Consider the following 26,764-nt stretch of genomic DNA (forward strand, 5'->3'; position numbering starts at 1 on the left):
TTCGTGCTCTAGAGTACTCATGTGCTCAAGACTAGCGATGTGTCTCGTCAAACACTAGCTACACTATTCGCACATGTTTTGCTATTAAGCTGCAGTATTAGTGCCAGTAGTATCTGCCGACTCGCTAATAATTGGGTCACTTGACCATGCGCTGAGTTCCAAATGTTCTCCGCCGGTTTGATCCACAAGCACGGTGTCACCATCATGTACCTTGCCAGCAAGCAACATGCGAGCTAATTGGTCGCCAACCTCAGTCTGTACCAAACGACGCAATGGACGAGCACCAAACGCTGGATCATACCCAGCATCAGCAAGCCACTGACGAGCAGAATCAGTAACATCTAAGGTAATGCGACGATCAGAAAGTCTACGAGCCACCTGATCAACCTGAATATCAACAATTTGCGCCAACTCATCGCGAGTTAATGGATGGAAGATCACTAGATCATCCAAACGATTGATGAATTCTGGCTTGAATTGACGATGAACAGCATCCAACACGGCGTTGCGCTTTTGGTCAGCATCTAATTGACCGTCCACTAGGAATTGTGAACCCAAATTAGAGGTCATAATCAAAATAGTGTTCTTAAAGTCCACTGTACGTCCTTGACCATCAGTCAAACGACCATCGTCAAGCACCTGCAAGAGCACATCGAACACTTCTGGATTAGCTTTCTCAATCTCATCAAACAGCACTACCGAATATGGACGACGACGCACTGCCTCAGTCAGCTGACCACCCTCTTCATAACCAACATAGCCAGGAGCCGCACCGATTAAACGAGATACCGAAGCCTTTTCCATATACTCGCTCATATCAATACGCACCATAGCTTTGTCGTCGTCAAAGAGGAAGTCTGCCAAGGCTTTCGCCAATTCAGTCTTACCTACACCAGTCGGACCCAAGAATAGGAATGAACCAGTTGGACGATTTGGATCAGCAATACCTGCACGCGAGCGCCGCACTGCATCAGAGACATCGGCAATAGCTTCCTTCTGACCGATAACGCGCTTGCCAAGCATCTCTTCCATATGCAGCAGCTTCTCATTTTCACCTTGCATCAAGCGTCCAACCGGAATTCCTGTCCAGTCAGAGACAATTTCTGCAATAGAATCTGCATCCACATGATCTGGAACCATTGGCTCGGACTCATTGGTGGTCGAATTAGCTTGCGCAGCATGAGCCTCATCGGCAGAAGTAGAAGCAGATGCAGCATCAGAACCAGCAGCAGAGTCGCTTTGTTCTGCAAGAGCTAATTCCTTTTGTATTGCTGGAATTTCTCCATACAGAATTCGACTTGCCTTTTCAAGATCACCTTCGCGCGTTGCCTTATCAGCTTCTACGCGCTTGGCGTCAAGTTGAGCACGCAAATCACCGACCTTGTTATGACCTTCCTTTTCAGCATTCCAGCGTGCTTGCAATCCAGACAAACGTTCGCGGGTATTTGCTAGGTCAGCCTGCAGCTTTTCCAGACGTTCCTTAGAAGCTGGATCTTCTGCTTTTTTCAGCTGCATTTCTTCCATTTCAAGACGGGTTACTTTGCGCTGTAATTCGTCAATCTCTTCCGGCTGCGAATCTAATTCCATACGCAGATGTGCTGCGGCCTCATCGACCAAATCAATGGCCTTATCTGGCAATTGCCTTCCAGAAATATAGCGGTGTGACAGTGTTGCTGCCGCTACTAGCGCATCATCGCCAATAGTGACCTTATGATGTGCTTCATAGCGTTGCTTTAAACCACGTAGAATAGCAATAGTATCTTCTACACTTGGCTCACCTACGTACACTTGCTGGAAACGACGCTCCAAAGCTGGGTCTTTTTCAATATTTTCACGGTACTCATCAAGTGTGGTAGCACCAATTAACCGTAGTTCACCACGAGCTAGCATTGGTTTAAGCATATTGCCAGCATCCATTGAACCTTCTGCAGCTCCCGCGCCAACAATAGTGTGCAGCTCATCGATAAAGGTTATGACTTCACCATTGGAACGCTTAATTTCTTCAAGAACTGACTTTAAGCGTTCCTCAAAGTCTCCACGATATTTCGAGCCTGCTACCATCGAACTCATATCTAGCGCAATAAGTCGCTTATTTTGCAAGCTGCTTGGCACATCTCCTGCAATAATTCGTTGTGCAAGACCTTCTACAACAGCTGTTTTACCAACGCCAGGCTCACCAATTAGTACTGGATTGTTCTTGGTACGACGGCTCAAAATCTGTATAACGCGGCGAATTTCTCGATCTCTGCCAATTACTGGATCGAGCTTTCCTTCCTTAGCGCGCGCTGTAAGATCAGTGGAATACTTTTCTAGTGCCTTATAATTACCTTCTGCATCTGGGCTAGTTACTTTAGCGCCACCGCGAATGCCAGGCACTGCTTTACGCAAATCCTGAGCACTGACATGATACTTACGCAAAATATCTGCAGTAGTGTTCGTCCCTGCAGCAAGAGCAATGAGCAAATGCTCAGTAGATACGTATTCATCACCCATGGTACGCATTTCCTGCTCTGCTTGGGCAATAACTTGGGTAAGCTGTCGGCTGGCTTGTGGTTGCGATGTAGTACTACCGCTTGCGCTTGGTAATGCTACTAGCGCATTGCGTACTGCGGCTCCAATAGCTTGTGTATCTGCTCCTACAGCTTGCAGTAAACCTGCTACCACGCCTTCTTGTTGGCGTAGTAATGCGTCCATCAAATGTAATGTTTCGACTTGCGCATTCCCCGCAGCTGATGCGCTTTGAATAGCATCACCTATGGCTTCTTGGGCAAGTCGAGTGAAATTCTGTTCCATAATGCCTCCTCATGCAATCCAAGAGGTCTCCATCGCATGTATACACGGTTTCACTTCTTGAATCTTCACGTTCTGCAATACATAACCTTGAGGGGCATCAATTTATTCCCAAAACTTGAGCTAGTTTGACTCAAGTTTTTACATTCGCTCTGAATTCCTCCTACAAACCCAGTCTCAAACACCCCAACTACCGAGTTGTGAAGTGATTGAACACGAGTGAGTAACTGTTCCACAGACGATGCCCAGAAGCATCGTTGAAAATACTGCAACTTTTACAGTACGAGCATCAGTGCAAATAGCAGCGCATACAACATTACTTACACATCACTTCACAACTCGACATAAGCCAAGCACAGCATCAATAATCTCATCAACAGCATGCTGCGCATCAACTTGCACTGCCACCTGCGTGCGCGGATGAGCATTGCGCACTTGAGCAGGATCTCCAATAGTTCTGCCTCGAAAACCTGCACCCACACCGGTACGTGTTTCAACTTTCATCCCCAGTGGTAAGCAAGTAACCACACCAGGTTCCACAGCAACAAGTGCCGCAAGTGGATCATGCAACGGAGAACCTTGCGCAAAAAGCGGATCACTCGCTTCATTGGCTTCAATATAAAACTTCAGTGTTTGCGCCAGCATCTTCCCCAACTTGCTACCAGCATCAGCAAAAGCACGCATATGCTCCCGCGTGAGCAAACATTGATGGGTCACATCGAGACCAACCATTGTCACCGAGGCGCCAGAGTGGAATACAACATCAGCAGATTCAGGGTCTTGGAATATATTAGTTTCACAAATTAGATCGTAGCAATTGCCCTCTTGTGTAAGCGAACCACCCATCAGCACCAACTTCATCTGCTGTGCAATATCTGGAGCTTGTTCTAACGCTTCGGCAATATCAGTCAAAGGACCAGTTGCCAAAATAGTTACTTGGTCACCATAACGCCGCACTGTATCGATAATCGCTTGCACTCCATCGTGCAGCACAAAGCCACACTGTTTGCTGGCATAAGTAGTCCATGACTGCATATCTGTTTGGTATTGAATCTGCCTATGCGCTAATCGTGGATCATCAGGCTGGACGCGCTCACCGCCAAGAGATAGCACACCAACTTGGGAGGATTCGATAGCTTGCACTGCAGGCGCGGTGGCAGAAGTATTAGCGTACATATTAGCGGACGAATTAGCAGAAGTATCAGCTCCGCTGTGTGAATTTGCAGCACTCTGCGCACGCACACTCTCCCAGCACACATTACCCAGACCATTAGCACCATGAAAGCGAGCGCAACCAGCATCAACAGCAAATCCCTGTGCCCACCGAGGAGCAGCAAGTCCAGCATACACTGGGATTTCAGTACCACCGCAAGCATCAAGTACTGTACGTGAGTTGCGCATGGCATCTGTGGCTAACACATTGCCATAGGTTCCCACACATCCCAATAACTGCACCCGCCCAGCACGCTGTAATGCCATAAGTAAGCACAACGCTAAAGTATCATCAATACCCGTGTCCATATCTGCAAGAATGCACACCGGTTGCGTGCCTGAATTATCTACAGCATTATTTGTTATCATCCCGCTCACTCCCCTCTTGTGAACTGCATAGCTAATCAAGTGCCCACACATTCCATATACTATGGCGTTATGCGGGCACTGGATGAAGTGGATAGATTAGCTAGAGCCTGCAGACCTTACATCTTAATCCGCATAGTTTTGCACCTATCGGAATGCATTACACGAATGCATTACATGAACACACTACTTGAATGCACTACACGGACACATTACTTGAATGAAGGTGCAAGTTCTTGCGCACTCAGCAGGAACTTATCGGTAGAAAGCGTTTGCACCTGTGGTACCGTGTCTACCACCTTACCTGCAGCATCAGTAAACACCTTTGCCTGCGCCAAGAAGTCAATATACTGCTGCGAACCAGACACATCATTCGTACCTAAGGTAAAGCTGCCCTGTTTCATGGCATTCATATCGCCCCAATACGCTCCATCAACAATGGTATGCATACTGCGCTTAACAAAAGCCAGATCTAAATTCGCTTCTGGCGCTTCATCCACTAAGATTTTCGCAGCTTCATCAGGGTGTTCATAGGCATACGCATAGCCGCGCTGTGTCGCCTGGGTGAATTTGCGTACCAGTTCTGGGTTTTGCTTTGCTGTTTTACTATTAGTAATCACACCGATAGTGTCAGCATTGCCCGGCACCCCATAATCAGGCTCGGTAAAGCAACGCAATTGCGGCCCATTCATTTCAGCTTGCACACCTTCCCATGTGGCATAGAATCCACCAAAATCAGCTTTGCCACTGGAGAGCGTTTGGAATGTCGATGTACCGACGGTGACTTTATCAAACTCACCTTTACCGCCATCGTGTTCAATCATGCGCTTAATCACAGCATCCGATTCATTAGAACCAAATGTTGCAAAAGTTTTGCCGTCAAAATCTTTTGGTCTGGTAATAGCAGTATTTGATTGCAGCGAGCACCAAATAGCACTTGGCTTTTGTTGTACTTGTAATACTTGCAGTAGTTGCGCGTCCTTGGTACTGGCTATAGAAACATTTGTGAGATTAGATAGTGCAAAATCAGCATTACCACTATTCACTGCCTGCTCAGCACCTGCTTGAGCTACTGCAACAATATCGGGCTGCAGCCCAGCTTTGGCATAATATCCTAAATGTTTGGCAACGTAGACACCAATATGGTTAGTGTCTGGTGCCCAAGAAAGCATAAACGTTACTTTTTTCAACCCATGTTGTTCACTCTGCGCTGCGCTCGAAGAGCATGCTGCCAACGAAAATGGTAAACAAGCTGCTAATACCGTGCACAATATTGCACGCCAATATCGCTTTTGCATGGAATCCCTAGTTCCTTCACTCATGTACTGTATCTGGGAAGCCACACAATTTGCAATAGATACAGTATGAGGATTGCAAATTGCTCCGTCCCTGCCCCCATAGACCACAAAAACGTGCAGGCATGGTAGAACCACACGCTGCACGCCTATTCCTGTGGACTATAGTTTGCCACACATGGATTTGGCTGGGGTTATTTTAGCCACGAACCACTACATTACGCAACTGCCCGATACCTTCCACGCTCACCACAGCCTCGTCTCCTGGATGCAACGAACCTGTAGCGTTTGGCGTTCCTGTCAAAATAACATCTCCTGGAAGCAACGTGCTGAACTGTGAAATTGCGGCAATCTGCTGAGGAATTGAATGAATCAGATGAGCAGTAGTGCCACTTGCTTCAGGAACTACTTCACCATTTAAGCTAAAACCAATGCGAGCATCTGTGTAATCAAGTTCAGTCTCAATCCAAGGGCCGAGTGGGCAAGCCGTGTCAAATCCCTTAGCACGTGTCCACATTGGATCTGACATTTGCAAATCGCGTAAAGTCACATCGTTGGTGCAAGTGTAGCCGAGCACATAATCCATAGCACGCTCGACCGGAACATATTTTGCAATACGCCCGATTACAACAGCTACTTCCGGCTCAAAATTCATATCGTTGGAATATGAAGGGAACACAATAGGATCGTCTGGACCGATAACTGCCGTGGATGGTTTGGTGAAAATCATCATTTCGCCAGGTTTTGGAGTAGCTGTGGTTAAATGGTGCTCATCCATGTATTGGGCATGTGCTTGATAGTTTTTTGCAAGTCCGAAAATTTTTGACGGAATAATTGGTGCAAGCAAACGCACACCTTCTGCGTCCAAAGCATAGCGTTCACCTGTTGGATGAACTTGTCCTGCTGCCAGAGGGAAGCCATCTAATGCTACTAAATAATCTTTGCCTTCATATTCGTCAGTCTGCACAAAGGCATAACGAACATTGTCATTAAGGGAAAACCGTGCAATTCTCATAATCACAGTGTAGCGATATGCCCATATCAGCATCGACTACAGGGCTACATGAATCTATTTTTACGCACTCAGCGCAGAGCATGTGAGCCAATTATATAAAATCACGAGCGCCAAATAATGCCGTTCCAACGCGCACCAAAGTTGAACCTTCTGCAATCGCATACTGCAAATCACCACTCATACCCATAGATAGGGTCTGCGCATGCTCAGTGCCGTGTTCTTTGGATGCGAGCACTTGGTCGCGCAAAGATTGTAGATGAGCAAAGCCAGCACGAATCGTGCGCCCATCATCAACATGCGCACCAATCGTCATAAACCCTTGTAGTTGCAGTCCTTCGCACTGTGCAATAGCATATGCGATATCCAGTGCTTCCTGTGGATCACAGCCAGATTTTGATACTTCGCCAGATTCGTTCACTTCCAGTAGCACCCCTAATGGCGCAACTGCTATGCCTTTACTTGCAAGTTCTTGATTTCGTACTTGAACACGTTTGGCAATTTTTTGTGCTAGATCTAAGCTATCTACAGATTCAACAGCATTGACAATAGGTAGCACTTTGTTAATTTTATTTGACTGCAATTGTCCAATGCAATGAACATCAATATGGACTTCCGCATCGGTGTGATACGGCAAGCTTGCGCCGTACTGCCAACCTAGCTCTTGGCATGCTGTGTGCAAGCCATCGACTTTTGCAGTGAGTTCTTGTGGACGATTTTCACCGATAGTGCGAATACCTGCGCGCAATGCTGCCATAATTTCACCCACATCGCGTGTCTTGGTTGCCGCTAAAAGTGTCACTTCCTGCGCACTGCGACCAGCGGCTTGTGCAGCCTCTTCAATACGTTCTTGTACGCGATGCACATTATCAGCGATTTCTTGTGCTCGTTGATCACTAATTTGCGTATTTGCTAAATTTTTGTGATCCATATATGCCACAATTGCCCTCCACACGTGTTACTTGCAATGCAATCATAGCGCATTGCATAACAGGTTGAGAGTAACAGCTCATGACAGCGCTAAGCAATTATTTTTACATACTTACTTAACTTATGCGCTTTGGTCGTCTACTTGATCTTGCACATTGTCCATGCGCTCTTTAATCTGACTGACCTCACGCTCAAGATCATCAATACGTCGTAGCTGATGCGCGATGAGGATGTCATAATGCCCATTTTGAATCATTGCCATATATGGGTTTAGCGTTCTACTGATAGTTTCTACGGTTTCATCGGTTTCAACGGGCGTATATGATGCCGCTGGCAATGGCTGTGATTCTTCTTCAGCAGACTGCGCACTGATATCAACTGTTTGCTTCCATCGAGCAATGCAACGCTCAATTCTCTTATATCCAATAAGCGCTGAATCCAAACCGGCTGCTCTGAAAATTACTACTGGAGAATCTCCTGCAGCATATCTACGCATCACATATCGCTTAAATTCTTCTGTATATTCGATTCGCTTATTGCTCACACGTTCTACTGCTGGAAGCGACTGTAAATATGCCACTTCACGCGCACTAAACGAACCACCACCCAAGGTACCCATAATATTCCCCTTTTCCTTCTCTCTTTAGTGAATAATGTTGCGCCTTATGAGTGTTCATACTCTCCAGTTCGTTGTGTATCACAGTGTTACTATCGCATGTTTGTAACCAATACGGTTACCAAGGTTCTCTTCGTACCGAAGTATATTGGCATTTTTTCAATGCCGCATACCCCCGTAAAATAAGAACCAATCCCCCTTATTCATGGATTTTATGGAGCATGCTACACAAATTGCTTAAAAAATAACCCCCCTTGGACCAAAAAATTTATTGTAAAAATTACACAACTCACAAGCTCTATACCATCTCTCCTCCCTCTTAGAAACCGCCCATACCTCTATGTATGAGACGCATTCCATATTTGCAACACCGCGTAGTTAAGTACAGTATACCCCCTACTCAAAGGGGTGGTGTGATTTAGCACACGGTGTTCCAAAAATTTCCAAAGTTACGCCAAGCTACCCAATATTGCAGCCATATCGCATACTGTATCGCTATATACGCGATCCCCGTGCCGGCACTTCCATAAATACTGCAACTCATTACTAGTAACCGGCGTGAAAGAGTCCTGCAATCCCAGTAACTGCGCACATATTCCAAGCACAGCTTGAGCAGAGTGCGTAGATTGGCGAATGACACCCATATCAATCGATTGCAACCGTTTAGCCATGCGCGTACCATCACTATCACGAATCAAACCAATATGAGCGAACTGCGGATCTGGAACCACTGGCACTATATGAGCCTGTTGCAATACATGCCGTATATAAAGCTGCAATGCTGTAGAGCGCAATAAATCACGACCACGCACCACTTGCGTAACCCCCATCAGCGCATCATCCACACTCACCGCCAACTGATAGGAAAATAATCCATCAGATCTGCGCAATATCGTATCGCCTAGTTGCTGCGCTACAGCGTACTCTTGCACGCCCGCATGTTCATCAGTGAAGCGGATAACCGACTCAGACTCACCCAACTGTGGAACTGCTAGTCTCCACGCAAAACGCTGATGCGCGTTCGTTTGCCGCTCCACTACCGGTCGATTTTGTGCCAACCACTCTTTGCCCTCTGCAAAGTCTTGCCGCTCAACAGCGCTATACAATCCAGGTGTCACATGCTTCGGCCGACATGTGCCAGGGTACAGCACAAAACCATCACCCTCTTGCGGAGCTGATGCTGCGCGAATTTGTGCCCTAGTACAATAACACGGATAAACTGGCAAATTGCGCAGTGCCTCAGTATAGAATTCCGTGCGCTGTGATTGATACTGCGGCTCTCCGACCCAATCTAAACCAAGCCAATGTAAATCGTCCATAATCCATCGGTCGGCATCTTGGCGAGCACGATCGGTATCAACATCTTCAATACGCAGCAGCATATTTCCTTCACACGCTGCCCAAGCTGCCACTGCTGCCACAATATTGCCCAGATGCATTCTGCCAGTTGGAGATGGCGCAAATCGACCAAGCGGTTTAGACTGCTTCGTAGTGACATTACTATGCGCAATATGGGTGTTATGTACAAGAGCGGTATTTTGCACACAATATTGCCCAGCATTATTCACTGTTTGTTCAACACAATGTTTCATGGAATACGAAGAGACGGTAGACCCTACACAAGAATCTACCGTCTGATTATCTGCTGTCATATGCTCTAGTGTACCTGTTTTACAACCAAAGCATTGAACTTTTTAGCTTATAGTGCCACTGCAAACAGTGCTTTATATAGCAGTACACCAACAATAGCGCCAACAATCGGAGCAACAACTGGAATCCATGCTTCACCCCAGCGAGAAGATCCCTTATGCTCAATTGGCAACAACTGATGCAATATTCGTGGCATCAAATCACGAGCTGGGTTCAATCCAGGACCTGTAGGACCGCCAAGAGACGTCACCAAACCCCACACAATAAAGCCAACAACAATAGAAGCGGCAGCATGATTGGCTTCACCCCAAGGCATAGTCAAGCACAGCAAAGCACCCAAAACAAGTACCAACGTACCGAAGAACTCATTGACGAAGTAGTTGAACTTTGATTCGCCTGCATTTGTAGTCGAGAATGAGGCAAAAATAGCATCAGCATCCGTTGTTTCACGATAATGAGGCCAATATGCTGCGACAATAATAAGCTGACCAATAACAGCACCAACAAGCTGAGCTACAATATATGGCGCAACTTTTGCCCATGGGAACATGCCAGCTACCGCTTGGGCGATTGTCATTGCAGGATTGATATGTGCACCAGAAACTGCACCAAACATAAGCACTGGGAACATTACGCCAAAACCGTAACCCATAGCGATATTAAGCCAGCCAGATTTATGACCCTTAGTGCGCGCAAGCTCTGTATTTGCTACTGCACCATTACCAAAAATCATTAGAAATGCTGTACCAACACATTCAGCAGCAAGCTGTGTGGTAAGTGAAAAGTCCACGTCATTCTCCGCTCTATCAGTAATGCACGTTAGATCACACTTATGCATAAAAATCGCAAGTGCGCATGAGTACGCAAACATACTGCTTTACACTCGCATCGCAACGATGTCATCTAACGCTTGCAACCGCAGAGATTGTACAGGAAACTATGCCCTAAGCAAAATCACTTGACTTTATTTGATACTTGGTAACAGTAATTATACGCAAAACTGAGAACACGGAAATCTAAACCTATCCAAGCTCGGGAGGATATGGCTTGCGGCTCATCGTGGCATAATCCCAATACCCTTCTGCAGGTTCTTGCTCACCGCGAATCTCAGCCATCATCGCATTCATGCGCTTCAACACACGCATAGTCAATGCTTCAACAGCATGAGCAGGAGGCTGATCCCCCCAAGAATCTTGATCAGCTAACAAATCCGCATAATCAATAGCCGATCCATAATGCAGTACAACATTTTTGCGCGGCCACGGCCACCAATGGTTGATACTCGCCGCACCCCATGTTACCGCAGGAAAAAGAGGCACTTGATAGCCTAATCTGCGCGACGACTCCAATGCCACAATTGCCATACCAGCTTTGAGACTCATTACCCATTTTTTCGGATCGCGCGTCACTGTCCCCTCAGGCCACACGGTAAGCGGACGACCGGAGGTAACAATACGAATCGACTCATCGATAATGGCATGCCCCTGACCAGAACGCCTTGCAACAGGCTGCATACCAACAAGTTGAAACCATTTACCCAGCACCGGCCACGTTGCAAGCTCCGCTTTAGCCATATATCGCGGTCTGCGCCCCATATGAAACAGTGCTGACATAGGCACAAACACGTCATACATGGTTACATGACTAGCAGCAGTAATAAATGGTCCAGTCTGCGGCACCTGATCCAATCCCCACGCGCGCACTTTACTATGCATACGCAGCACCAGAGAAGTTCCCGCAAGCAATCGATCAGTTGCCTTGGGATTCTGCGCATTGATTTCTGCCTCATTCGGTCTTACTACACCAGTTGGGTAATAGCGCGTACTATCAACCAAAGTGTGCTCTTGAGCAAGTTTTGCTACCTGCTCATCAGAAAGCGGTGTAACTGCGCTACGCGGAGAAGGAGTACCTTTAGAAACCATAGTTGGCATTGTACCTCATGCGCTTCTAATAACAATCTAGGCGCGACATTTATGATAATCAGGGAGTAGACCCTACGATAATCCTCCAGTAGACCCTACGATAATCAGGGAGTAACTATTCTTTTTGCTTGAAATTCCAATAAAAAAGTGTGGTATATTGCTATACCACACTATGGTTATCAAAAAAATATTGAGCTACTCATGTGTAATACCAAATACACGGTATTACACATACACGCCATATTACAAAGAACTAGTCAATTTGCGCACCAAGAGCTGTCAATTTGCCACGGAAGTCTGCATACCCACGGTCAATCAGCGAAATACCGTGCACGTCAGAAGGACCGCTTGCAGTCAATGCCGCAATCAGATGACTAAAGCCTCCACGCAAATCAGGCACGTCAATATCTTGACCAGTAAGTGGAGTTGGCCCAAAAATAACAGCTGAATGCTTGTAATTACGCTGCTGGAAACGGCAAGGCAACGATCCTAGGCACTCCCGATACAGTTGCACAGTTGCACCCATTTGCACGAGTGGCTTAGTAAAACCAAAGCGATTCTCATACACCGTCTCGTGCACAATAGACAAGCCTTTAGCCTGAGTTAAAGCCACGACCAACGGCTGCTGCCAATCAGTCATAAACCCAGGGTGTACATCTGTTTCAATAGCAACTGGCTTCAAATCGCCACCTGGATGCCAGAATCTAATACCAGCATCAGTGATATCAAATTCTCCGCCAATCTTGCGGAATACATTCAAGAAGGTCATCATCTCAGGCTGAGTAGCACCCTTAACAAACACGTCACCATGCGTTGCTAATGCTGCCGAAGCCCAGCTTGCCGCCTCAATGCGATCCGTAAGCGCCGTATGCGTATAGCCCTTAAGCTCTTTAACACCTTCAATACGGAATGTACGGTCTACATCAACCGAAATAATGGCGCCCATTTTCTGCAAAACAGCAACCAAGTCCATAATTTCCGGCTCAGTAGCAGCACCAGAAAGCTCAGTTTTGCCCTCAGCAAGCACTGCTGCAAGCAATGTCTGCTCAGTGGCACCAACCGAAGGGTATGGCAGATGAATTTTAGCGCCTTTTAAGCCGTTTGGCGCAGTAATATGAATACCATCTGCATGTTCTTTATCAACTTTGGCACCCAATTTGCGCAATGTATCTAAATGGAAGTCAATTGGACGTCCACCAATATTGCAACCACCCAAGGCTGGAATAAACGCTTCACCAAGACGATGCAACAACGGTCCGGAGAACAGGATTGGGATACGCGAAGAGCCAGCCAAAGTATCCACATCAGCAACACTTGGCATTTCCACATGTTTGGCATCAATAGTGACTACGCCTTGAGCACCATCAACATCAACATGAATACCGTGCAAGCGCAATAAATCTGACACTACATGCACATCACGAATTTCCGGAACATTGCGCAATACCGAAGTCCCCGGAGCCAGTAGCGCTGCAACCATCGCTTTACTGACAAAGTTCTTAGCACCGCGAACTTTGATTGTTCCATGAAGTGGCTTACCACCAACAACGTGGAGCACGTCCTCGTTTTGATTACTCACTATGTTCTCCCTGGCTTAACGCTTTCTCCTGCAGGTTTTCACCGGTAGCAGTTTCGTTTACATCGTCATTACGATAATTCTAGTACCAAATACTAGTTGTAATACCTCATCACTAGCCTGTACAACTAGCTATACTAGTTGGAATACTAGCTGTAATACTAGGTCACTACTCTAGCATGAGTGCTACACGGTTTAGCTAGTAGTGTGACACAGATTTTGTGAATAGTGCGTGAATGGCGCTCACAACATACTACGCTAATACAGCCAGCACAGCAAAAAGCACAAGGTGCACTACATAGTACACATAAAAACCAAGACCTACCGCCTTCTTGGTATATCCTAACTGGTCATTGTGATAATGCACCACTGCCACGCCTAATCCTGGCGTTAGACCTGCAAGAGCACCTACCACAGCCGCAGAGTACATCATCGTATTTTCATGACGATGCAGTATTTCAAAAATAATAACCATGGCAAGGAGCACCAGTCCCTCATTCATCACACCTACACGCACACCAAAATGACCAAGGATTAACCAAAGCACAGCAGCAGCACAAACCACTATCCGAATACCAATACTTTGTCCATAGCTCACCTGATATACAGGACCTGTGTAGGCATCATGCACTGGACGTGTGTCTAATGATCGCAATACCACAATCACTACTATGCAAACAGCAACAGCCCACACAGGATTATTCGATGTGCTGTCGAACCACACATGACTGGTTGCCATATCATAGGGCACTTCACTCAGTGCAGCAAGCAACAGCACTCTACCTAAGTAATGCCACAGGTGCTGTGAATGATGCACACCCATAACGGTAATCCACGCAAATATTGGTATGGCGACCCAACTTACCGCGTCAAGCAATATGGCAAGTGTTAAATCACCTATATTATTCATATCAATATGCGGCATTACAACAGCGGTATTCAGCGTCCCTAAGGTAAGTAAAACCATAGCGATGATTTTTAGCCGAAACATACTCAACCCACGCTGACGTTTACGCCGCCTCGGAGCCTCTGGAGCTGACTGATGGATACTGGTATTCCATTCACGTTTATATAATGCCACTATATCCCCTATGTTATCTATACCAAGCAAATAGCAACGTGTGCACTATCACTGCTATTCATTGCTATTGAGCAATCGATCTATTTGCTGTACTGCTTCGCCTGTCAAACCGTTATGCTGAGCAATATATTGAGCCAGACGGTAATAATCTGCTCCTTGCACTGAGCACACGGCATCTTGGGCAATCTCAGGCTGTCCCCATGAAGCAGGAGAAGTATGCAAGTAAAATGCATCAATTCCCGCCCTACCAGCTCCCTGAATATCATTGACTTCTTCATTTCCAACCATCAGAGCAGACTGCGCCGCACAGGGCACCAGCGCACACGCCCGCTCAAAAAACGCTTTATTCGGTTTACGGATTCCTTCTTCTGAAGAGATAAGCACATGATCAAAACTCTTCGCTAAGCCACAATCTTCCAGTTCTGGTCGTGTAAATAGTGACTGCGCATTGGAAACTAGTACTGTAGTGAGCCCCCATGCGCGCAATAGTACTAAAAGCGATGCAGCATGAGAGTAAGGCTCAAGCTTGCGATTACTAGCCACTCTAAATGCTGTAGCACATGCTTGTACCATCGATGCAGTTATGGCACTATGGGCACCCATGCCCGCACGAAGAATACTGACAAAAACAGGGGCAATATCAAATTCATGCTCAATATCCGCAACTCCGTTAGGCAGTGCCGATTGCACTTGCAACAATGCTTTACGATAGCGTTCTCGCAAAACAACAGCCGATGCAAAATGGCAACCCTGTGCACTCAACCATCTGTTAAATTCCTCAAACGTTTGCAGTTCATCTTCCTCAGTATGCGCATCAACAAGTGTGCCATACAAATCAAAGAAAATCGCGGTATATGGTTCGTGTGAAATACTACTTGCTCTAGAATCAGATTCCATGGTGAATCCTTGCTTAACGACAGGTATCTTATGTGCAGTATATCGCAATCCGTAAGGTAACTTGTTGACATACTGCGCTTCATTAACCAAAGTATCAGGCTGAACTTCAATATAGAAACGGATAGGCTACATGGAAATGGGGAGACTACGTCACCGCAATCTCCCCTAGAATGTAGAAGAAAGAATTAGGTTGTCTATGTACTGCCTTCTAGCCCTTGGTAGAACCTGCCATTGATTCTTGATAGAACCGTTGCATCACGATAAACAAGATGGCAATTGGAATGGAAACAAGCACTGCGCCAGCGGCAAATCGCGCATAGTAGCTATGGATATATTCCTTTTGCAGCATATTCCACAGACCCAATGAAACAGTGTATCCTTCCTGCGTAGTGGCAATCGTTTTCACCAGCACGAAGTCAAGCCATGGAGTCAGGAATGAGACAATTGCCTGATATACAATCATCGGCTTGGTAATTGGGATAATAATCTTAGTAAATACTTGCCAATTATTGCAACCATCAAGGCGAGCGGCTTCATCAAGAGAGTATGGAATAGTATCCATATATCCCTTCATCACATAAAAACCAGCGCCAGAACCAGCAGAATACACCAAAATCAGCGCAATAACAGTCATGTTTGCAGAAGTTAAACCAGCAGCCTTCAAAATAAAGTAGATTGCCACCACAGCCATAATTGCTGGGAACATACCCAAAATAAGCACTATATTCATGAAGGTGCGACGCATGCGGAAACGCAAACGGGACATACAGTATGCCACTGAAAGCACAAAGAATACGGATATTAAGCATGTAAATATTGCAATAATCAACGTATTCATGTACATACGTGGGAAATCAAATACTGATTTATCCGCAAATAATTGCACATAATTATTGAGCGAGTACTCTTTAGGGAAAAAGGTCTCTTGGTATGGCTGAGGGTCTGCATTAAATGACTCAAGTACCACCCATACAATTGGCACAAGCCAGACAATACCAAGAACAGTAAGTAACAGGTAGCTGAGCACATCACCTGCTACACGACGACCATAGAAATTTTTCTTTGGCAATTCGCCACCTGTGCTAGTTGCAGATACTGAACGCGAAACGGATGCACTACTCACCTGAATGCCTCCTCATTCTTATAAGAGCCGCTTGAACGGTATGTAATCAAGGAAACTACAGCAAGCACAATAAAGGTGAAAATACCGATAACTGCACCAATATTGTAATTATTCTTATCCACAGTTAGCTTGTACAACCATGTAATCAGCAAATCTGTCTTACCCGCAGAGGAACCAACCGGTGTCGGATCTCCACCAGAAAGCAGGTAGATAACGTTGAAATTATTAACATTTGCAGTAAAGGTCGTAATCAAATACGGCGTCATCACAAAAATAATGTATGGCATCGTAACATTAGTAAAGCGCTGCCACCAATTTGCACCATCCAATGTTGCTGCTTCTGTAAGCTCTCCAGGAATATTTTCCAAGATACCGGTGATCTGCATAATGGTAAATGGAATACCAACCCACAAATTGATAATAATTACTGTTACACGAGCCCACGTTGGATCAGTAAAGAATGGCAATGGCTGATCAATCCAACCCCATTGCATAAATAATCGGTTAATAGCACCATTCTGCTGCAGCATCTGGCGCATAACCAGCAAAGACACGAATTGTGGTACTGCAATAGACATGGAAAAGATTGCGCGCCACATGCCCTTAAGCCTTGTTGTAGGGCGCTCAATCACCATAGCTAAGAACATGCCGAGGAAGAAGTTCAAGAATGTTGCAAAGAAAGCCCAAACCAACGTCCAGATAAGAACTTCAGTAAAAATTGCAAAATTTACTGTGGAACCTGTTGTTGAAAACAGCTGACCGAAGTTTTGCAAACCAACCCAGTCAAACTTTGTTGGGTGTTTCGCATCATAACTCGTAAATGCCATAGAAATCATGAAGATCAATGGCAAGACGGTAAACGTGAAAATGCCCAGAGTTGGTAATGTCATCAGCGTAAGCCACAAACGTCCAGAAAGCAGATCTTCACAATCTTCTTTGAACGTAGGTGCGTGTCCTTGTGTGCTTGCTAAATACTGAGCCTTGTATTGCGAGCGCATCATTACTGTCCAGAACCATGCAATAAGCACAATCATGACCAGTGATGAAACGCCATACAACAGTAAAACAACAGATGGTGTCGGCACTATAGTCTGCCAGAAACCGTCAGCATCCTTAACTTTTTCTACTTTTCCTGTACCAAGTCCTGGCAACTGTGCCAATGATGGTATTGCGCCAACGATAATAAATGCAATAGCAGCAATTTCTATGGCAAAAAACAGTACAGCTTTAACGTACTGCTTTCGCACTACATTACTTAAACCCCAGATTAGCGCCGATAAGCGGGTGAAAATATCACCTTGTTGCAATGCTGCGCGTAAAGTCCAAGGTTCAGCAGGCACATAATCTGCACCAATTTTTTTCGGTTTGCGTGCATGAGCACGCCTTGTCGATGGCGCTACTGTTGTGGTACCAGCCATGTCGACCCTTTCACATGTAAATGGAAAACTACTTTATTCCCATTAAATCTTCTCTTGATAAGAGTATGGATATCAAACTCACATAAAACAGGGGTATGCCATGTAGCGACATACCCCATTCAAATCTTACCATAAATGACTATGTCTTAACTTCAAGAAAAGTCTCAGTAAGAACGGCTTACTGCTTGTTTAGCTGAGCTACCCAAGCCTCAGTTTTTTCAGCAGCATTGTCAGGAGTTACATCCTTTTGTACCAATGCCTTACCAAATGCCTGAGTTGGATCCCAGAAGTTGGACATCTCAGTAATGGTTGGCTGCAATACTGCAGTGTTTGCAATCGTTGCTGCCTGTGCTTGTGCGGCAATATCGTTCTTAACTTTGTCATTGTCAAGCAAAGACTTGATAGTTGGTACTACACCACGCTTCTCATAGTGAGCAAGCTGAGCTTCCTCAGAACCAAGGAATGCAGCAAACTGTGCAGCAGCCTTCTGGAACTTGGAGTTAGGATTGTAAGCTACAGCCTTAGAGCCTGCAAAGCTCTTCATCTGCTGCTCTTTACCGTCAATGGTTACAGTTGGCAGCTGTGCAGCAGCATAGTTATCGCCGAGTGCTTTCTTAACATTCTCTGCATCCCAAGTACCAGAGAAGATCACGTCTACAGAGCCATTGCCCAAACCAGCAAGACCGGAGCCATCCACATCATCAATAATCTTGCCTGCAGCAATGTTTTCAGCAAGGAACTTAGTTACAGCAGCGCCCTGCTCACCACCGAATTGTGCACCAGCACTAGCGTCAGTACCGTCTGGACCGTAGAGTGTGCCACCGTTTGCATAATAGAATGCTGGCAGATACCAAGAGTTGTCAATGGAGAAGGAAACCTTTGCCTTATCCATCATGGTGTTGAAATTCTTCACATCAGCATCGGAGAGCTTGGACTTGTTGTAATACATAAACCAAGTATTTCCAGTAAATGGCACGCCATAGAGCTTGCCATCATTGGTTACAGACTGAACCATAGCTTCATCATTATCAGCCTTTACTTGTTCAGCAGCAGAATCAGACAACTCACCGATTGCATTTGCTTCTACGAGCATACCCAGCTGATCGTTTGCAAAGAGGTATACATCAGCAGCGGCTGCAGGATCCTTCTTTACTGTGGTACCAGTATCACCCTCGGAAACTACTTTATTCGTCCAAGTAATCTTATATTCAGGATGTGCCTTTTCAAATGCTTTTTCTTGATCTTGGATCCATCCAGCCTTCTGGTCCTCCTGAGGTGTCCAAACTAGCAGCTTGACATCTTCACTCGACCCTGAACCAGAGCTTGAGCTACCACTATTACCACACGCAGCAAGGCTACCCAGCATAGCAACAGATGCTGCGATTGCAAGAATCTTCTTTGAGTTGTTCATTTATCTCTCCCACCTCATACACGGGATTCGTAGGTATTGTCTCTTCTTATATCTCCAACTGTATGTTGTGCAACATTGCATGCCAGATGAAGAGACTATGGGTAATATAGCAGTTTTTTGCAAAAAAGTACAATCGTTTTCATTGTGTAATATCATTATTTCTGTAATATTTAATTAGTTTAATGCCTTTACGAATGCAAAAGTTTGCAAAATAGGGGGTTTCTGTTCAGTAAATTGCAGCATTTTTAAAATTACCTGCGTGTCTCTCCAGACTACAGCTTCGTTAGTTTAATTATTAAATTAAATACGAATAGAGATAATACGCCCTAGAATCACTGCAATTACTTGTATCTTGCCTACACGGCCGGCAGTGCATCGAATATATACACACGTACTTCACTTGATACTATCATTATCGAAAACGATTTCAATAATTGATAGAGAAACTCGTTCAATACACATACTCTCTTTTGCACAACCTATTGCCTCGCCTATCGCCTTATCTACAAGCTGACCAGCCATACGCAACGTTTGCCATAACCTCATACTCCGTGTATAACAGTCGTAGATATTGCAACGACGCCAAAAGGAATATCATGACAACACAACATAACCAGCATGCACTGCATCGCCCATCCGATTTCGTCAAAGTCGATCAACAAGCAGCCCTATTCCATCATCCAAGTTGGTTACGGGACGCAGTGTTTTACGAAATTTATCCACAATCGTTTGCAGATGCTAACGCAGACGGCATCGGTGATATTCAAGGCATTATTCAACACCTCGATTATATTGACTCCCTTGGGGTGACAGCATTATGGTTAAACCCCTGTTTCACATCACCATTTCAAGATGCCGGATATGATGTAGCTGATTATCTTAATGTTGCCGAACGATACGGCACGAACGATGACCTCATTGAGCTATTTCATCAAGCGCATCAGCGCAGTATCAAAGTCCTGCTTGATCTTGTCCCAGGACATACTTCTATCCAACATCCATGGTTCATCGCATCGCAACAGCCGCATATTGAGGATCGTGGAGCATATAGCGATCGTTACCTTTGGACAAATACTGCATTTGAATCAAGTGCTGGCATGCCTGCAATTTCAGGCACGACTCCACGCGATGGTTCATATATTGTCAACTTTTTTGCATTCCAACCAGCATTAAATTATGGATTCCGCAATCCAGATCCTGCCAAGTCTTGGCAAGTAGATATCAATGCCTCTGCCCCAACTGCTACTCGTGAAGCTATGCGAGAAGTGATGCGATTTTGGCTTAACGCCGGAGCTGACGGGTTCCGCGTCGATATGGCTGATTCCTTGGTCAAAAATGACGATACCGAAAAATCGCAAACCATCGAATCATGGAGAAGAATGCTTGCCCCTATTAAGGCACAATTCCCCGAGGCAGCCTTTGTATCTGAATGGTCAAGACCCTGGCAATCATTACGTGCCGGTTTTGATATGGACTTTTATCTTGACTGGGGATGGGTGCCAAATGGCTACAACCTATTAACTAGGAGAACCGAACACCAGCTTAGCCACGACCATGATGCAAGCTATTTCAATGCCGATTCAGCACAATCACCGCTGGCATTTTTAGCCGATTGGCAACCACAATATCAAAACACTAAGGCACTGGGTTATTTCTCATTCATTACCAGCAATCATGATTCACCGCGCATGGCGCCACGTCTTACTGACACAGAACGTCGAATAGCCTTTGCTTTATTACTACTCATGCCAGGTGTGCCATTTTTATACTATGGCGATGAAATTGGTATGCGTATGCAGGAGTTGGTCAGCGTTGAAGGAGGATATCAACGCACTGGCGCAAGAACTCCTATGCAATGGAATGCGAAACCAAACTTAGGATTTTCTGCTGCAAGCGCTGAACAATTATACCTGCCAATTGACCATGGAAACGATGCTCCAACGGTCGCCGCACAGGAAGCTGATACAACTTCTATCTTGCACTGCGTGCGTCATATTATTGCTGTACGACATGCTAACCGATGCTTACAAGCAGATGCCGATACACAAGTAGTATTTGCTGACGACAATCAGCGCACGTTAATTCTACTACGCACTGACAGTGTCTCAGGTAAGCAAGCCTTAATAGCAGTTAATCCTGGAAGACATGACGAAACTTGCGAACTCAACGGAACGAACACGCTATCATATGACCCAGCTACTGCAATCGTAGACGCAATCGTTGGCTCAGGCAATATACAGCAGCAAACACCACAAGCACCACTAAGCCTACATATTGAAGCACAGTCTGCGCTCGTTATACTGCTGTAACCCAACGAACGTGTACACACAGGTATGCGCGTAAGTAAGAGTGTAGGTAGGTAGATAAGTAAGTCGTGTGTAGGTGCTCGTATTATTTGAGCACCTACATATCCAATAATACCCAGCTAGTGCTTGATTCCTTCTTGCTCTAGTATTTCTTGAGCTAAGTATGGGTTGAACATAGCACCAGTAGCACTCATCACAGCGTCAGCTCCAGCTACACGATATGCATGATAATCCTGTGCGTTAGTTACACCGCCCACGCCAATAATGGTCATATCTAAGCCCATGCGCTCTCGAATATCAGCAAGGCGCGTCACCATATTAAGCCCTGCCTGACGAATAGCCGCACCACATACACCACTGCGCTCTCTGCCTTCACCAGGAAGCGCCTGACGCCCTTGAGCATCGACCAGCTTCGCAGAAATCGTGTTAATCGTTGCAAAACCTTGCACTGTTCCACGTGAAACAGTATGCGCAATCATAGCTTCTAAAGCATCATTATCAGGAATATATGCCAATTTAACAACAAGCGGAATATCACCAATCTGCTCTTTTACCGCTTCACAAATACGACCCACCAACTCAGGATCATGACACAGCAATCGATTGTGTCCTTCATTAGGACAACTGGTGTTCATTTCCATCATAGTTGCACCAGTTTCCTGCACTAGCCGAGCAGTAAGCACATGATCGGCAATGTAATCCTCAGTGCTCATACCGGCAGTTCGAGAGCCTTGAAAACTTGGGATAACAACCTGACCAGACTGCGCTGCGGACAATGCCTGCGCTAAATCAGGCTGCCAAATCTCAGGATCCTGTGATGGTACGCCAAAGGAATTAGAAATAGAAACTGGCAGCTGGTAATGGGTATCTGCCAAAATTCCTTCATCACATTCACGGCTTTCAGGACGCAATACACCATCATGGGCGCTTGGATGCACAGCAAGCACATTGGGGAAAGGATTGCAAGCCCACGCTCTAGAACGTACAGTTTTATACACCACCATGTCATAGTCCATACGCAGTGCCGCAGTAGTGAACTTACTATTGAGCAATGGTCCTGCTGGAATACCAAATGGCAGGCGAACTTGATGCCCGAGCACAGTGTAAGGCAAGGATTCGTGTGGCAAAGATTCGTGTGCCAAGGATTCAGCTTCAGCATCCTGACCATGAGTGATATCTGCATGTTCTACAGCACTGGAAACGCCCGTATCAGCAGTAGTAGCAGTATCAACGGCATCAAAAGTAGTATGTAATGCCTGCGCAAACGCACCAAAAGGACCCTGTGCATAGTTATCCTCATAAGTACGCGTAACATCATAGATTGGCTCAAGTTCCACCATACATCCTCCATGTGGTATATGGTTCAGCCAGCAGTCTGACTAATACCAATCGCATTATACACGCAACGCTACAATCAACTTGAGCGCAGACCATAGCGCTACACACTTACTTGATGCAGCGTCTCAGGCCTAGCGTGTAGCTAATGGTCCTGCCCAATCACTGTCATCTACTTCGCGTGCAGAAGATACAGTCTGAGATTGCCAATGCTTTGCAGGAATAGTTTTTGGCTTAAATGGGAAACGCTCAGCACGCTTGGCCTCATACGCCGCAATATCATCTTCATGCTGCAATGTCAGGTCGATATCATCATACCCATTCATCAGGCGCCAGCGCGTATAGTCATTAACTTCAAACGGCAGGACGACATCTGCACAAGTGACGATACGTTCCCCCAAATCGACGGTAAGAGTTCTACCCGGTTCTTCTTCTAACAGCTTCCAGAGCAGCTCGATAGATTCCATAGGCATAATTGCAGCTAGCACACCATTCTTTGCAGTATTGCCATAGAAGATATCAGCAAAGCGCGGCGCAATGACTACGCGGAAACCATAATCATGCAGTGCCCAAACCGCGTGCTCTCGAGATGAACCAATACCAAAATCAGGTCCGGTTACTAGTATGCGTCCTGCTTTATACGGGTCTTGGTTAAGCACGAAATTTGGATCGCGTCTCCACGCATAAAACAGAGCATCATCAAAACCTGTTTTAGTTACGCGCTTCAAAAATACTGCCGGAATAATCTGGTCAGTATCTACATTTGAGCGCCTCAGAGGTACGCCAACACCTGTAATTGTTGTAAGTTTTTCCATCATGCACCACCCTATTTGTATGCACATGTATACACCTGTATGCGCTTATTTCTTTGCGCTGGTATGCATTGCTTGAGGTTCGATTTACGATTAATAACGTTTTATAAGTCTGCTGGAGAGCTGATAGTTCCACGAATTGCCGTTGCCGCAGCTACTAGCGGAGAAGCTAAATGAGTGCGACCACCCTTGCCTTGGCGACCTTCAAAATTACGATTTGAGGTGGAGATGCAACGTTCACCCGGCACGAGCTTGTCGGGATTCATACCCAAGCACATTGAGCAGCCGGCATTGCGCCATTCTGCACCAAAGTCCTTAAATACCTGATCCAGGCCTTCAGCCTCTGCCTGTAAACGCACTCTGGAAGATGCAGGAACAACAAGCACACGGTGAATCGAATCTGCCTTATGATGACCGCGCATAATTTCAGCAGCAGCACGCAGATCTTCGATACGCCCATTGGTGCATGAGCCGATAAATACAGTATCAACCGCAATATCTTTAATTTTAGTTCCAGGCTCTAAGCCCATATACGTAAGTGCATTCTGAGCAGCTGTACGTGCTGTGGCATCACTAAAGCTTTCTGGTTCAGGAACACTTGCCGTAATAGGAAGTCCTTGCCCCGGGTTGGTACCCCATGTAACGTACGGCTGAAGTTCGTCTGCATGTAGAGTGACTTCTGCATCAAATACTGCGTCATCATCAGTACGTAGCGTCTTCCAATAAGCAACTGCTTGATCCCACAGCTCGCCTGTTGGCGCATGAGGACGACCTTTAATATATTCAAAAGTAGTTTCATCTGGAGCAATCATGCCAGCTCGAGCACCTGCTTCAATAGACATATTGCAAATAGTCATACGAGCATCCATTGAAAGTTTACGGATTGCTTCGCCGCGATACTCCAGCACATAACCCTGACCGCCGCCTGTGCCAATTTTGGCGATAATAGCAAGAATAATATCTTTTGCCGTAGTGCCCGGCGCCAGTTCACCTTCAATATTGATAGCCATAGTCTTAAATGGCTTAAGGCTCAGAGTTTGTGTAGCCATAACATGTTCTACTTCTGAAGTACCAATGCCAAAAGCAAGGGCTCCAAAAGCACCATGCGTGGAAGTATGCGAATCGCCGCATACAATGGTCATCCCAGGCTGGGTAAGTCCTAAAATTGGTGCGAACGCATGTACAATACCCTGATCTGCATCACCTAGTGGGTGCAGTCGCACACCAAATTCTTTACAGTTGCGCTCCAGCGTACTTAACTGGGTAGCACTGGTTTCGTCTGGATTTGGGCGATCGATATTGATTGTTGGCGTATTGTGATCTTCGGTAGCGATGGTCAACTCAGTGTGACGCAACTGACGACCAGCTAAGCGCAAGCCTTCAAATGCTTGAGGGCTTGTGACTTCGTGCATTAACTGTAAGTCAATATAGATTAAGTCTGGCTCACCGTTCTGCCCCTGACGGACCAGATGGTCAGCCCACACTTTTTCTGCGAGCGTGGTTCCCATAACAACTCCTTAAGTGGAAACATTGGCTCACGTGCGTATTAGCAGTAGCTTCATAGCGCAACACGCTTGCAACAGCTAGATGAAAAGGATTTCATTTTTTTCTGTTCGCTATAAGCATATTTTCAATACACACGCTTAGCTGTATTTACTCCGTGCGTCACTAGTTATGGCAATACAACTAGTACTTCGAGTATGACTTGTTTTCTACATAATGAACACTCGGATTTCACAATATGAGATTAGTTAATCCATATGAGATGGCATAATTCAAAGTATGGCAACACAACACAATGAAAATCAATCGATGCAGGTGCCCCAAAGTCCAATTCCTGCATCCCACGGCACAACGAATGTGCCGTCTCAACATGCGGTATCAAACCCGTCAAACCCGAGCGCTACTAGCTCAGCACCTAGTGCGGCAAGCGCAACATCAAACAGCACCAAACGCTATCCGCGCGATAACGATATTCACTCTGGCGTGGGCGTGTTGGACAAAACCGCAAAAATTCTTGACACGTTAGAGGGCGGACCAGCAACACTAGCACAGCTTGTCAATGAAACAGGACTAGCTCGACCAACCGCTCACCGTCTGGCTATCGCTCTTGAAAAGCACCGCTTTATTGTCCGAGATCAGCACGGTCGCTTCGTGCTCGGCTCGCGCTTCGCGGAACTTGCTGCAGCAGCCGGCGAAGACCGATTACTCACCATGAGCGGACCAATTTTGCAAACCTTGTTAGACCGCACTGGTGAATCCGCACAGATTTACCGCCGCCAAGGCGACCAGCGTGTATGCATCGCCGCCGTAGAACGATCCAGCGGCCTGCGCGATTCTATTCCAGTAGGCGCTATTCTATCTATGGAAGCCGGCTCAGCAGCCCAAATTTTGCTCGCTTGGGAAGATCCTGAACGCATGCATCAAGGATTGCGACGCGCTAAATTCACAGTGGCTAAACTTGCCACAGTGCGTAAACGCGGGTGGGCTGAGTCTGTCAACGAGCGCGAGCCAGGCGTCGCCTCTGTTTCGGCACCAATTCGTAATGCCTCTGGTCAGGTAATTGCAGCCATTTCTGTATCCGGTCCTACCAACCGTATGGGCTCTACCCCAGGGCATCATTTCGCGCCGCTAGTAATGGCAGCAGGCAAATACTTATCCGACGCACTTATCCGCGCCCACGCCTCTGCAGGATTACAGTAATTACATTTAGTCACCGAAATATTCTTTTTGCCCTAGCTGCAGAAAACAGCTGGGGCATTACCATACCTACATCTTTCCACACTAGATTCTTAGAATGTTATGGCAGTTAGCAGTTACATGCTCTGTTAAAAGTACGGTTTGACGCATACATGTTTTGTTAAACCAGTTACTGGTCTCAACTAGCGGTATTGTGGCCTAAATATGCATTAGCGAAACCAGTTACTAGTTCAAAGCATGCAAAAACGGAACATGCACAGGCCACGACCAAAGCCTCATAGCGCCGCCATAAACTAATGGCCTCACACCCGC

The 26,764-nt window shown here is 46.0% G+C and carries 21 protein-coding genes; 2 read left to right on the plus strand and 19 right to left on the minus strand.

The window, feature by feature from the left end; genetic code table 11:
- Positions 1–84 precede the first annotated feature (84 nt).
- The 16 genes from clpB to IEU85_RS05140 all read right to left on the minus strand — a co-directional run bounded on the left by clpB (position 85) and on the right by IEU85_RS05140 (position 19,845).
- A complete protein-coding gene (gene clpB / locus IEU85_RS05065) occupies positions 85–2,793 on the minus strand; it encodes an ATP-dependent chaperone ClpB (protein ID WP_188355159.1) in 2,709 nt (902 codons plus the stop codon).
- A 324-nt stretch (positions 2,794–3,117) separates the two neighbouring features.
- On the minus strand, positions 3,118–4,371 hold the full coding sequence (locus IEU85_RS05070) for a nucleoside hydrolase (RefSeq protein WP_188355160.1): 1,254 nt from the start codon (positions 4,369–4,371) through the stop codon (positions 3,118–3,120).
- 209 nt (positions 4,372–4,580) lie between these two features.
- A complete protein-coding gene (locus IEU85_RS05075) occupies positions 4,581–5,666 on the minus strand; it encodes an ABC transporter substrate-binding protein (protein WP_188355345.1) in 1,086 nt (361 codons plus the stop codon).
- Positions 5,667–5,862: 196 nt separating this feature from the next.
- On the minus strand, positions 5,863–6,678 hold the full coding sequence (locus tag IEU85_RS05080) for a fumarylacetoacetate hydrolase family protein (RefSeq protein WP_188355161.1): 816 nt from the start codon (positions 6,676–6,678) through the stop codon (positions 5,863–5,865).
- A 91-nt stretch (positions 6,679–6,769) separates the two neighbouring features.
- Positions 6,770–7,606, minus strand: a complete 837-nt coding sequence (locus IEU85_RS05085; RefSeq protein WP_188355162.1) for a YggS family pyridoxal phosphate-dependent enzyme — start codon at positions 7,604–7,606, stop codon at positions 6,770–6,772.
- A 120-nt stretch (positions 7,607–7,726) separates the two neighbouring features.
- Positions 7,727–8,224, minus strand: a complete 498-nt coding sequence (locus IEU85_RS05090; RefSeq protein ID WP_188355163.1) for a hypothetical protein — start codon at positions 8,222–8,224, stop codon at positions 7,727–7,729.
- Positions 8,225–8,670: 446 nt separating this feature from the next.
- The gene (locus tag IEU85_RS05095; protein ID WP_188355164.1) at positions 8,671–9,873 is read right to left on the minus strand and encodes a glutamate--tRNA ligase family protein; all 1,203 of its coding nucleotides are present in this window, start codon (positions 9,871–9,873) and stop codon (positions 8,671–8,673) included.
- A gap of 47 nt (positions 9,874–9,920) precedes the next feature.
- Positions 9,921–10,661, minus strand: a complete 741-nt coding sequence (locus tag IEU85_RS05100; protein ID WP_229714771.1) for an MIP/aquaporin family protein — start codon at positions 10,659–10,661, stop codon at positions 9,921–9,923.
- A 232-nt stretch (positions 10,662–10,893) separates the two neighbouring features.
- Complete coding sequence (locus IEU85_RS05105; protein ID WP_188355166.1) at positions 10,894–11,793, minus strand: lysophospholipid acyltransferase family protein; 900 nt, start codon at positions 11,791–11,793, stop codon at positions 10,894–10,896.
- A 253-nt stretch (positions 11,794–12,046) separates the two neighbouring features.
- Positions 12,047–13,372 (minus strand): UDP-N-acetylglucosamine 1-carboxyvinyltransferase, encoded by a 1,326-nt coding sequence (gene murA, locus IEU85_RS05110; protein ID WP_188355167.1) that lies wholly within the window; start codon positions 13,370–13,372, stop codon positions 12,047–12,049.
- 250 nt (positions 13,373–13,622) lie between these two features.
- Positions 13,623–14,450 (minus strand): TraX family protein, encoded by an 828-nt coding sequence (locus tag IEU85_RS05115; protein WP_188355168.1) that lies wholly within the window; start codon positions 14,448–14,450, stop codon positions 13,623–13,625.
- 54 nt (positions 14,451–14,504) lie between these two features.
- Complete coding sequence (locus tag IEU85_RS05120) at positions 14,505–15,347, minus strand: HAD family hydrolase (RefSeq protein ID WP_188355169.1); 843 nt, start codon at positions 15,345–15,347, stop codon at positions 14,505–14,507.
- A 208-nt stretch (positions 15,348–15,555) separates the two neighbouring features.
- A complete protein-coding gene (locus tag IEU85_RS05125) occupies positions 15,556–16,416 on the minus strand; it encodes a sugar ABC transporter permease (protein ID WP_308469303.1) in 861 nt (286 codons plus the stop codon).
- 50 nt (positions 16,417–16,466) lie between these two features.
- Complete coding sequence (locus IEU85_RS05130; RefSeq protein ID WP_188355170.1) at positions 16,467–17,888, minus strand: carbohydrate ABC transporter permease; 1,422 nt, start codon at positions 17,886–17,888, stop codon at positions 16,467–16,469.
- A gap of 178 nt (positions 17,889–18,066) precedes the next feature.
- On the minus strand, positions 18,067–19,299 hold the full coding sequence (locus IEU85_RS05135; RefSeq protein ID WP_188355171.1) for an extracellular solute-binding protein: 1,233 nt from the start codon (positions 19,297–19,299) through the stop codon (positions 18,067–18,069).
- A gap of 396 nt (positions 19,300–19,695) precedes the next feature.
- Positions 19,696–19,845: a hypothetical protein gene (locus IEU85_RS05140; protein WP_188355172.1), complete on the minus strand. Its 150-nt coding sequence runs from the start codon at positions 19,843–19,845 to the stop codon at positions 19,696–19,698.
- Between the two features lie 50 nt (positions 19,846–19,895).
- On the opposite strand from IEU85_RS05140, the gene IEU85_RS05145 reads away from it, so the two are divergent.
- Positions 19,896–21,608 carry an alpha-amylase family glycosyl hydrolase gene (locus IEU85_RS05145; RefSeq protein WP_188355173.1) on the plus strand — a complete coding sequence of 571 codons (1,713 nt, stop codon included), beginning with the start codon at positions 19,896–19,898 and terminating at the stop codon, positions 21,606–21,608.
- Between the two features lie 116 nt (positions 21,609–21,724).
- Here the strand turns inward: IEU85_RS05145 and IEU85_RS05150 are convergent, their stop codons facing one another.
- The 3 genes from IEU85_RS05150 to leuC all read right to left on the minus strand — a co-directional run bounded on the left by IEU85_RS05150 (position 21,725) and on the right by leuC (position 25,260).
- Positions 21,725–22,945, minus strand: coding sequence for a tRNA-dihydrouridine synthase (locus tag IEU85_RS05150; RefSeq protein WP_188355174.1), 1,221 nt, complete (start codon positions 22,943–22,945; stop codon positions 21,725–21,727).
- 129 nt (positions 22,946–23,074) lie between these two features.
- Positions 23,075–23,755, minus strand: coding sequence for a 3-isopropylmalate dehydratase small subunit (gene leuD, locus IEU85_RS05155; RefSeq protein ID WP_188355347.1), 681 nt, complete (start codon positions 23,753–23,755; stop codon positions 23,075–23,077).
- A gap of 101 nt (positions 23,756–23,856) precedes the next feature.
- Positions 23,857–25,260, minus strand: coding sequence for a 3-isopropylmalate dehydratase large subunit (gene leuC / locus IEU85_RS05160; protein ID WP_188355175.1), 1,404 nt, complete (start codon positions 25,258–25,260; stop codon positions 23,857–23,859).
- 274 nt (positions 25,261–25,534) lie between these two features.
- Between leuC and IEU85_RS05165 the strand changes: the two genes are divergently transcribed.
- Positions 25,535–26,455 carry an IclR family transcriptional regulator gene (locus IEU85_RS05165; RefSeq protein WP_229714772.1) on the plus strand — a complete coding sequence of 307 codons (921 nt, stop codon included), beginning with the start codon at positions 25,535–25,537 and terminating at the stop codon, positions 26,453–26,455.
- Positions 26,456–26,764: the final 309 nt, after the last annotated feature.

Source organism: Galliscardovia ingluviei, assembly GCF_014635685.1.
Classification (GTDB): Bacteria; Actinomycetota; Actinomycetes; order Actinomycetales; family Bifidobacteriaceae; genus Galliscardovia; species Galliscardovia ingluviei.

What these genes read in the sequence shown, in the direction of transcription:
- IEU85_RS05075 (WP_188355345.1), bottom strand. Translation starts at nt 5,666, where the DNA reads ATGCAAAAGCGATATTGGCGTGCAATATTGTGCACGGTATTAGCAGCT.
- IEU85_RS05080 (WP_188355161.1), bottom strand. Translation starts at nt 6,678, where the DNA reads ATGAGAATTGCACGGTTTTCCCTTAATGACAATGTTCGTTATGCCTTT.
- IEU85_RS05095 (WP_188355164.1), bottom strand. Translation starts at nt 9,873, where the DNA reads ATGACAGCAGATAATCAGACGGTAGATTCTTGTGTAGGGTCTACCGTC.
- IEU85_RS05120 (WP_188355169.1), bottom strand. Translation starts at nt 15,347, where the DNA reads ATGGAATCTGATTCTAGAGCAAGTAGTATTTCACACGAACCATATACC.
- IEU85_RS05150 (WP_188355174.1), bottom strand. Translation starts at nt 22,945, where the DNA reads ATGGTGGAACTTGAGCCAATCTATGATGTTACGCGTACTTATGAGGAT.
- IEU85_RS05070 (WP_188355160.1), bottom strand. Translation starts at nt 4,371, where the DNA reads ATGATAACAAATAATGCTGTAGATAATTCAGGCACGCAACCGGTGTGC.
- IEU85_RS05145 (WP_188355173.1), top strand. Translation starts at nt 19,896, where the DNA reads ATGACAACACAACATAACCAGCATGCACTGCATCGCCCATCCGATTTC.
- IEU85_RS05085 (WP_188355162.1), bottom strand. Translation starts at nt 7,606, where the DNA reads ATGGATCACAAAAATTTAGCAAATACGCAAATTAGTGATCAACGAGCA.
- IEU85_RS05165 (WP_229714772.1), top strand. Translation starts at nt 25,535, where the DNA reads ATGGCAACACAACACAATGAAAATCAATCGATGCAGGTGCCCCAAAGT.
- leuD (WP_188355347.1), bottom strand. Translation starts at nt 23,755, where the DNA reads ATGGAAAAACTTACAACAATTACAGGTGTTGGCGTACCTCTGAGGCGC.
- IEU85_RS05105 (WP_188355166.1), bottom strand. Translation starts at nt 11,793, where the DNA reads ATGGTTTCTAAAGGTACTCCTTCTCCGCGTAGCGCAGTTACACCGCTT.
- IEU85_RS05140 (WP_188355172.1), bottom strand. Translation starts at nt 19,845, where the DNA reads ATGAGGTTATGGCAAACGTTGCGTATGGCTGGTCAGCTTGTAGATAAG.
- IEU85_RS05135 (WP_188355171.1), bottom strand. Translation starts at nt 19,299, where the DNA reads ATGAACAACTCAAAGAAGATTCTTGCAATCGCAGCATCTGTTGCTATG.
- leuC (WP_188355175.1), bottom strand. Translation starts at nt 25,260, where the DNA reads ATGGGAACCACGCTCGCAGAAAAAGTGTGGGCTGACCATCTGGTCCGT.
- clpB (WP_188355159.1), bottom strand. Translation starts at nt 2,793, where the DNA reads ATGGAACAGAATTTCACTCGACTTGCCCAAGAAGCCATAGGTGATGCT.
- IEU85_RS05130 (WP_188355170.1), bottom strand. Translation starts at nt 17,888, where the DNA reads ATGGCTGGTACCACAACAGTAGCGCCATCGACAAGGCGTGCTCATGCA.
- IEU85_RS05090 (WP_188355163.1), bottom strand. Translation starts at nt 8,224, where the DNA reads ATGGGTACCTTGGGTGGTGGTTCGTTTAGTGCGCGTGAAGTGGCATAT.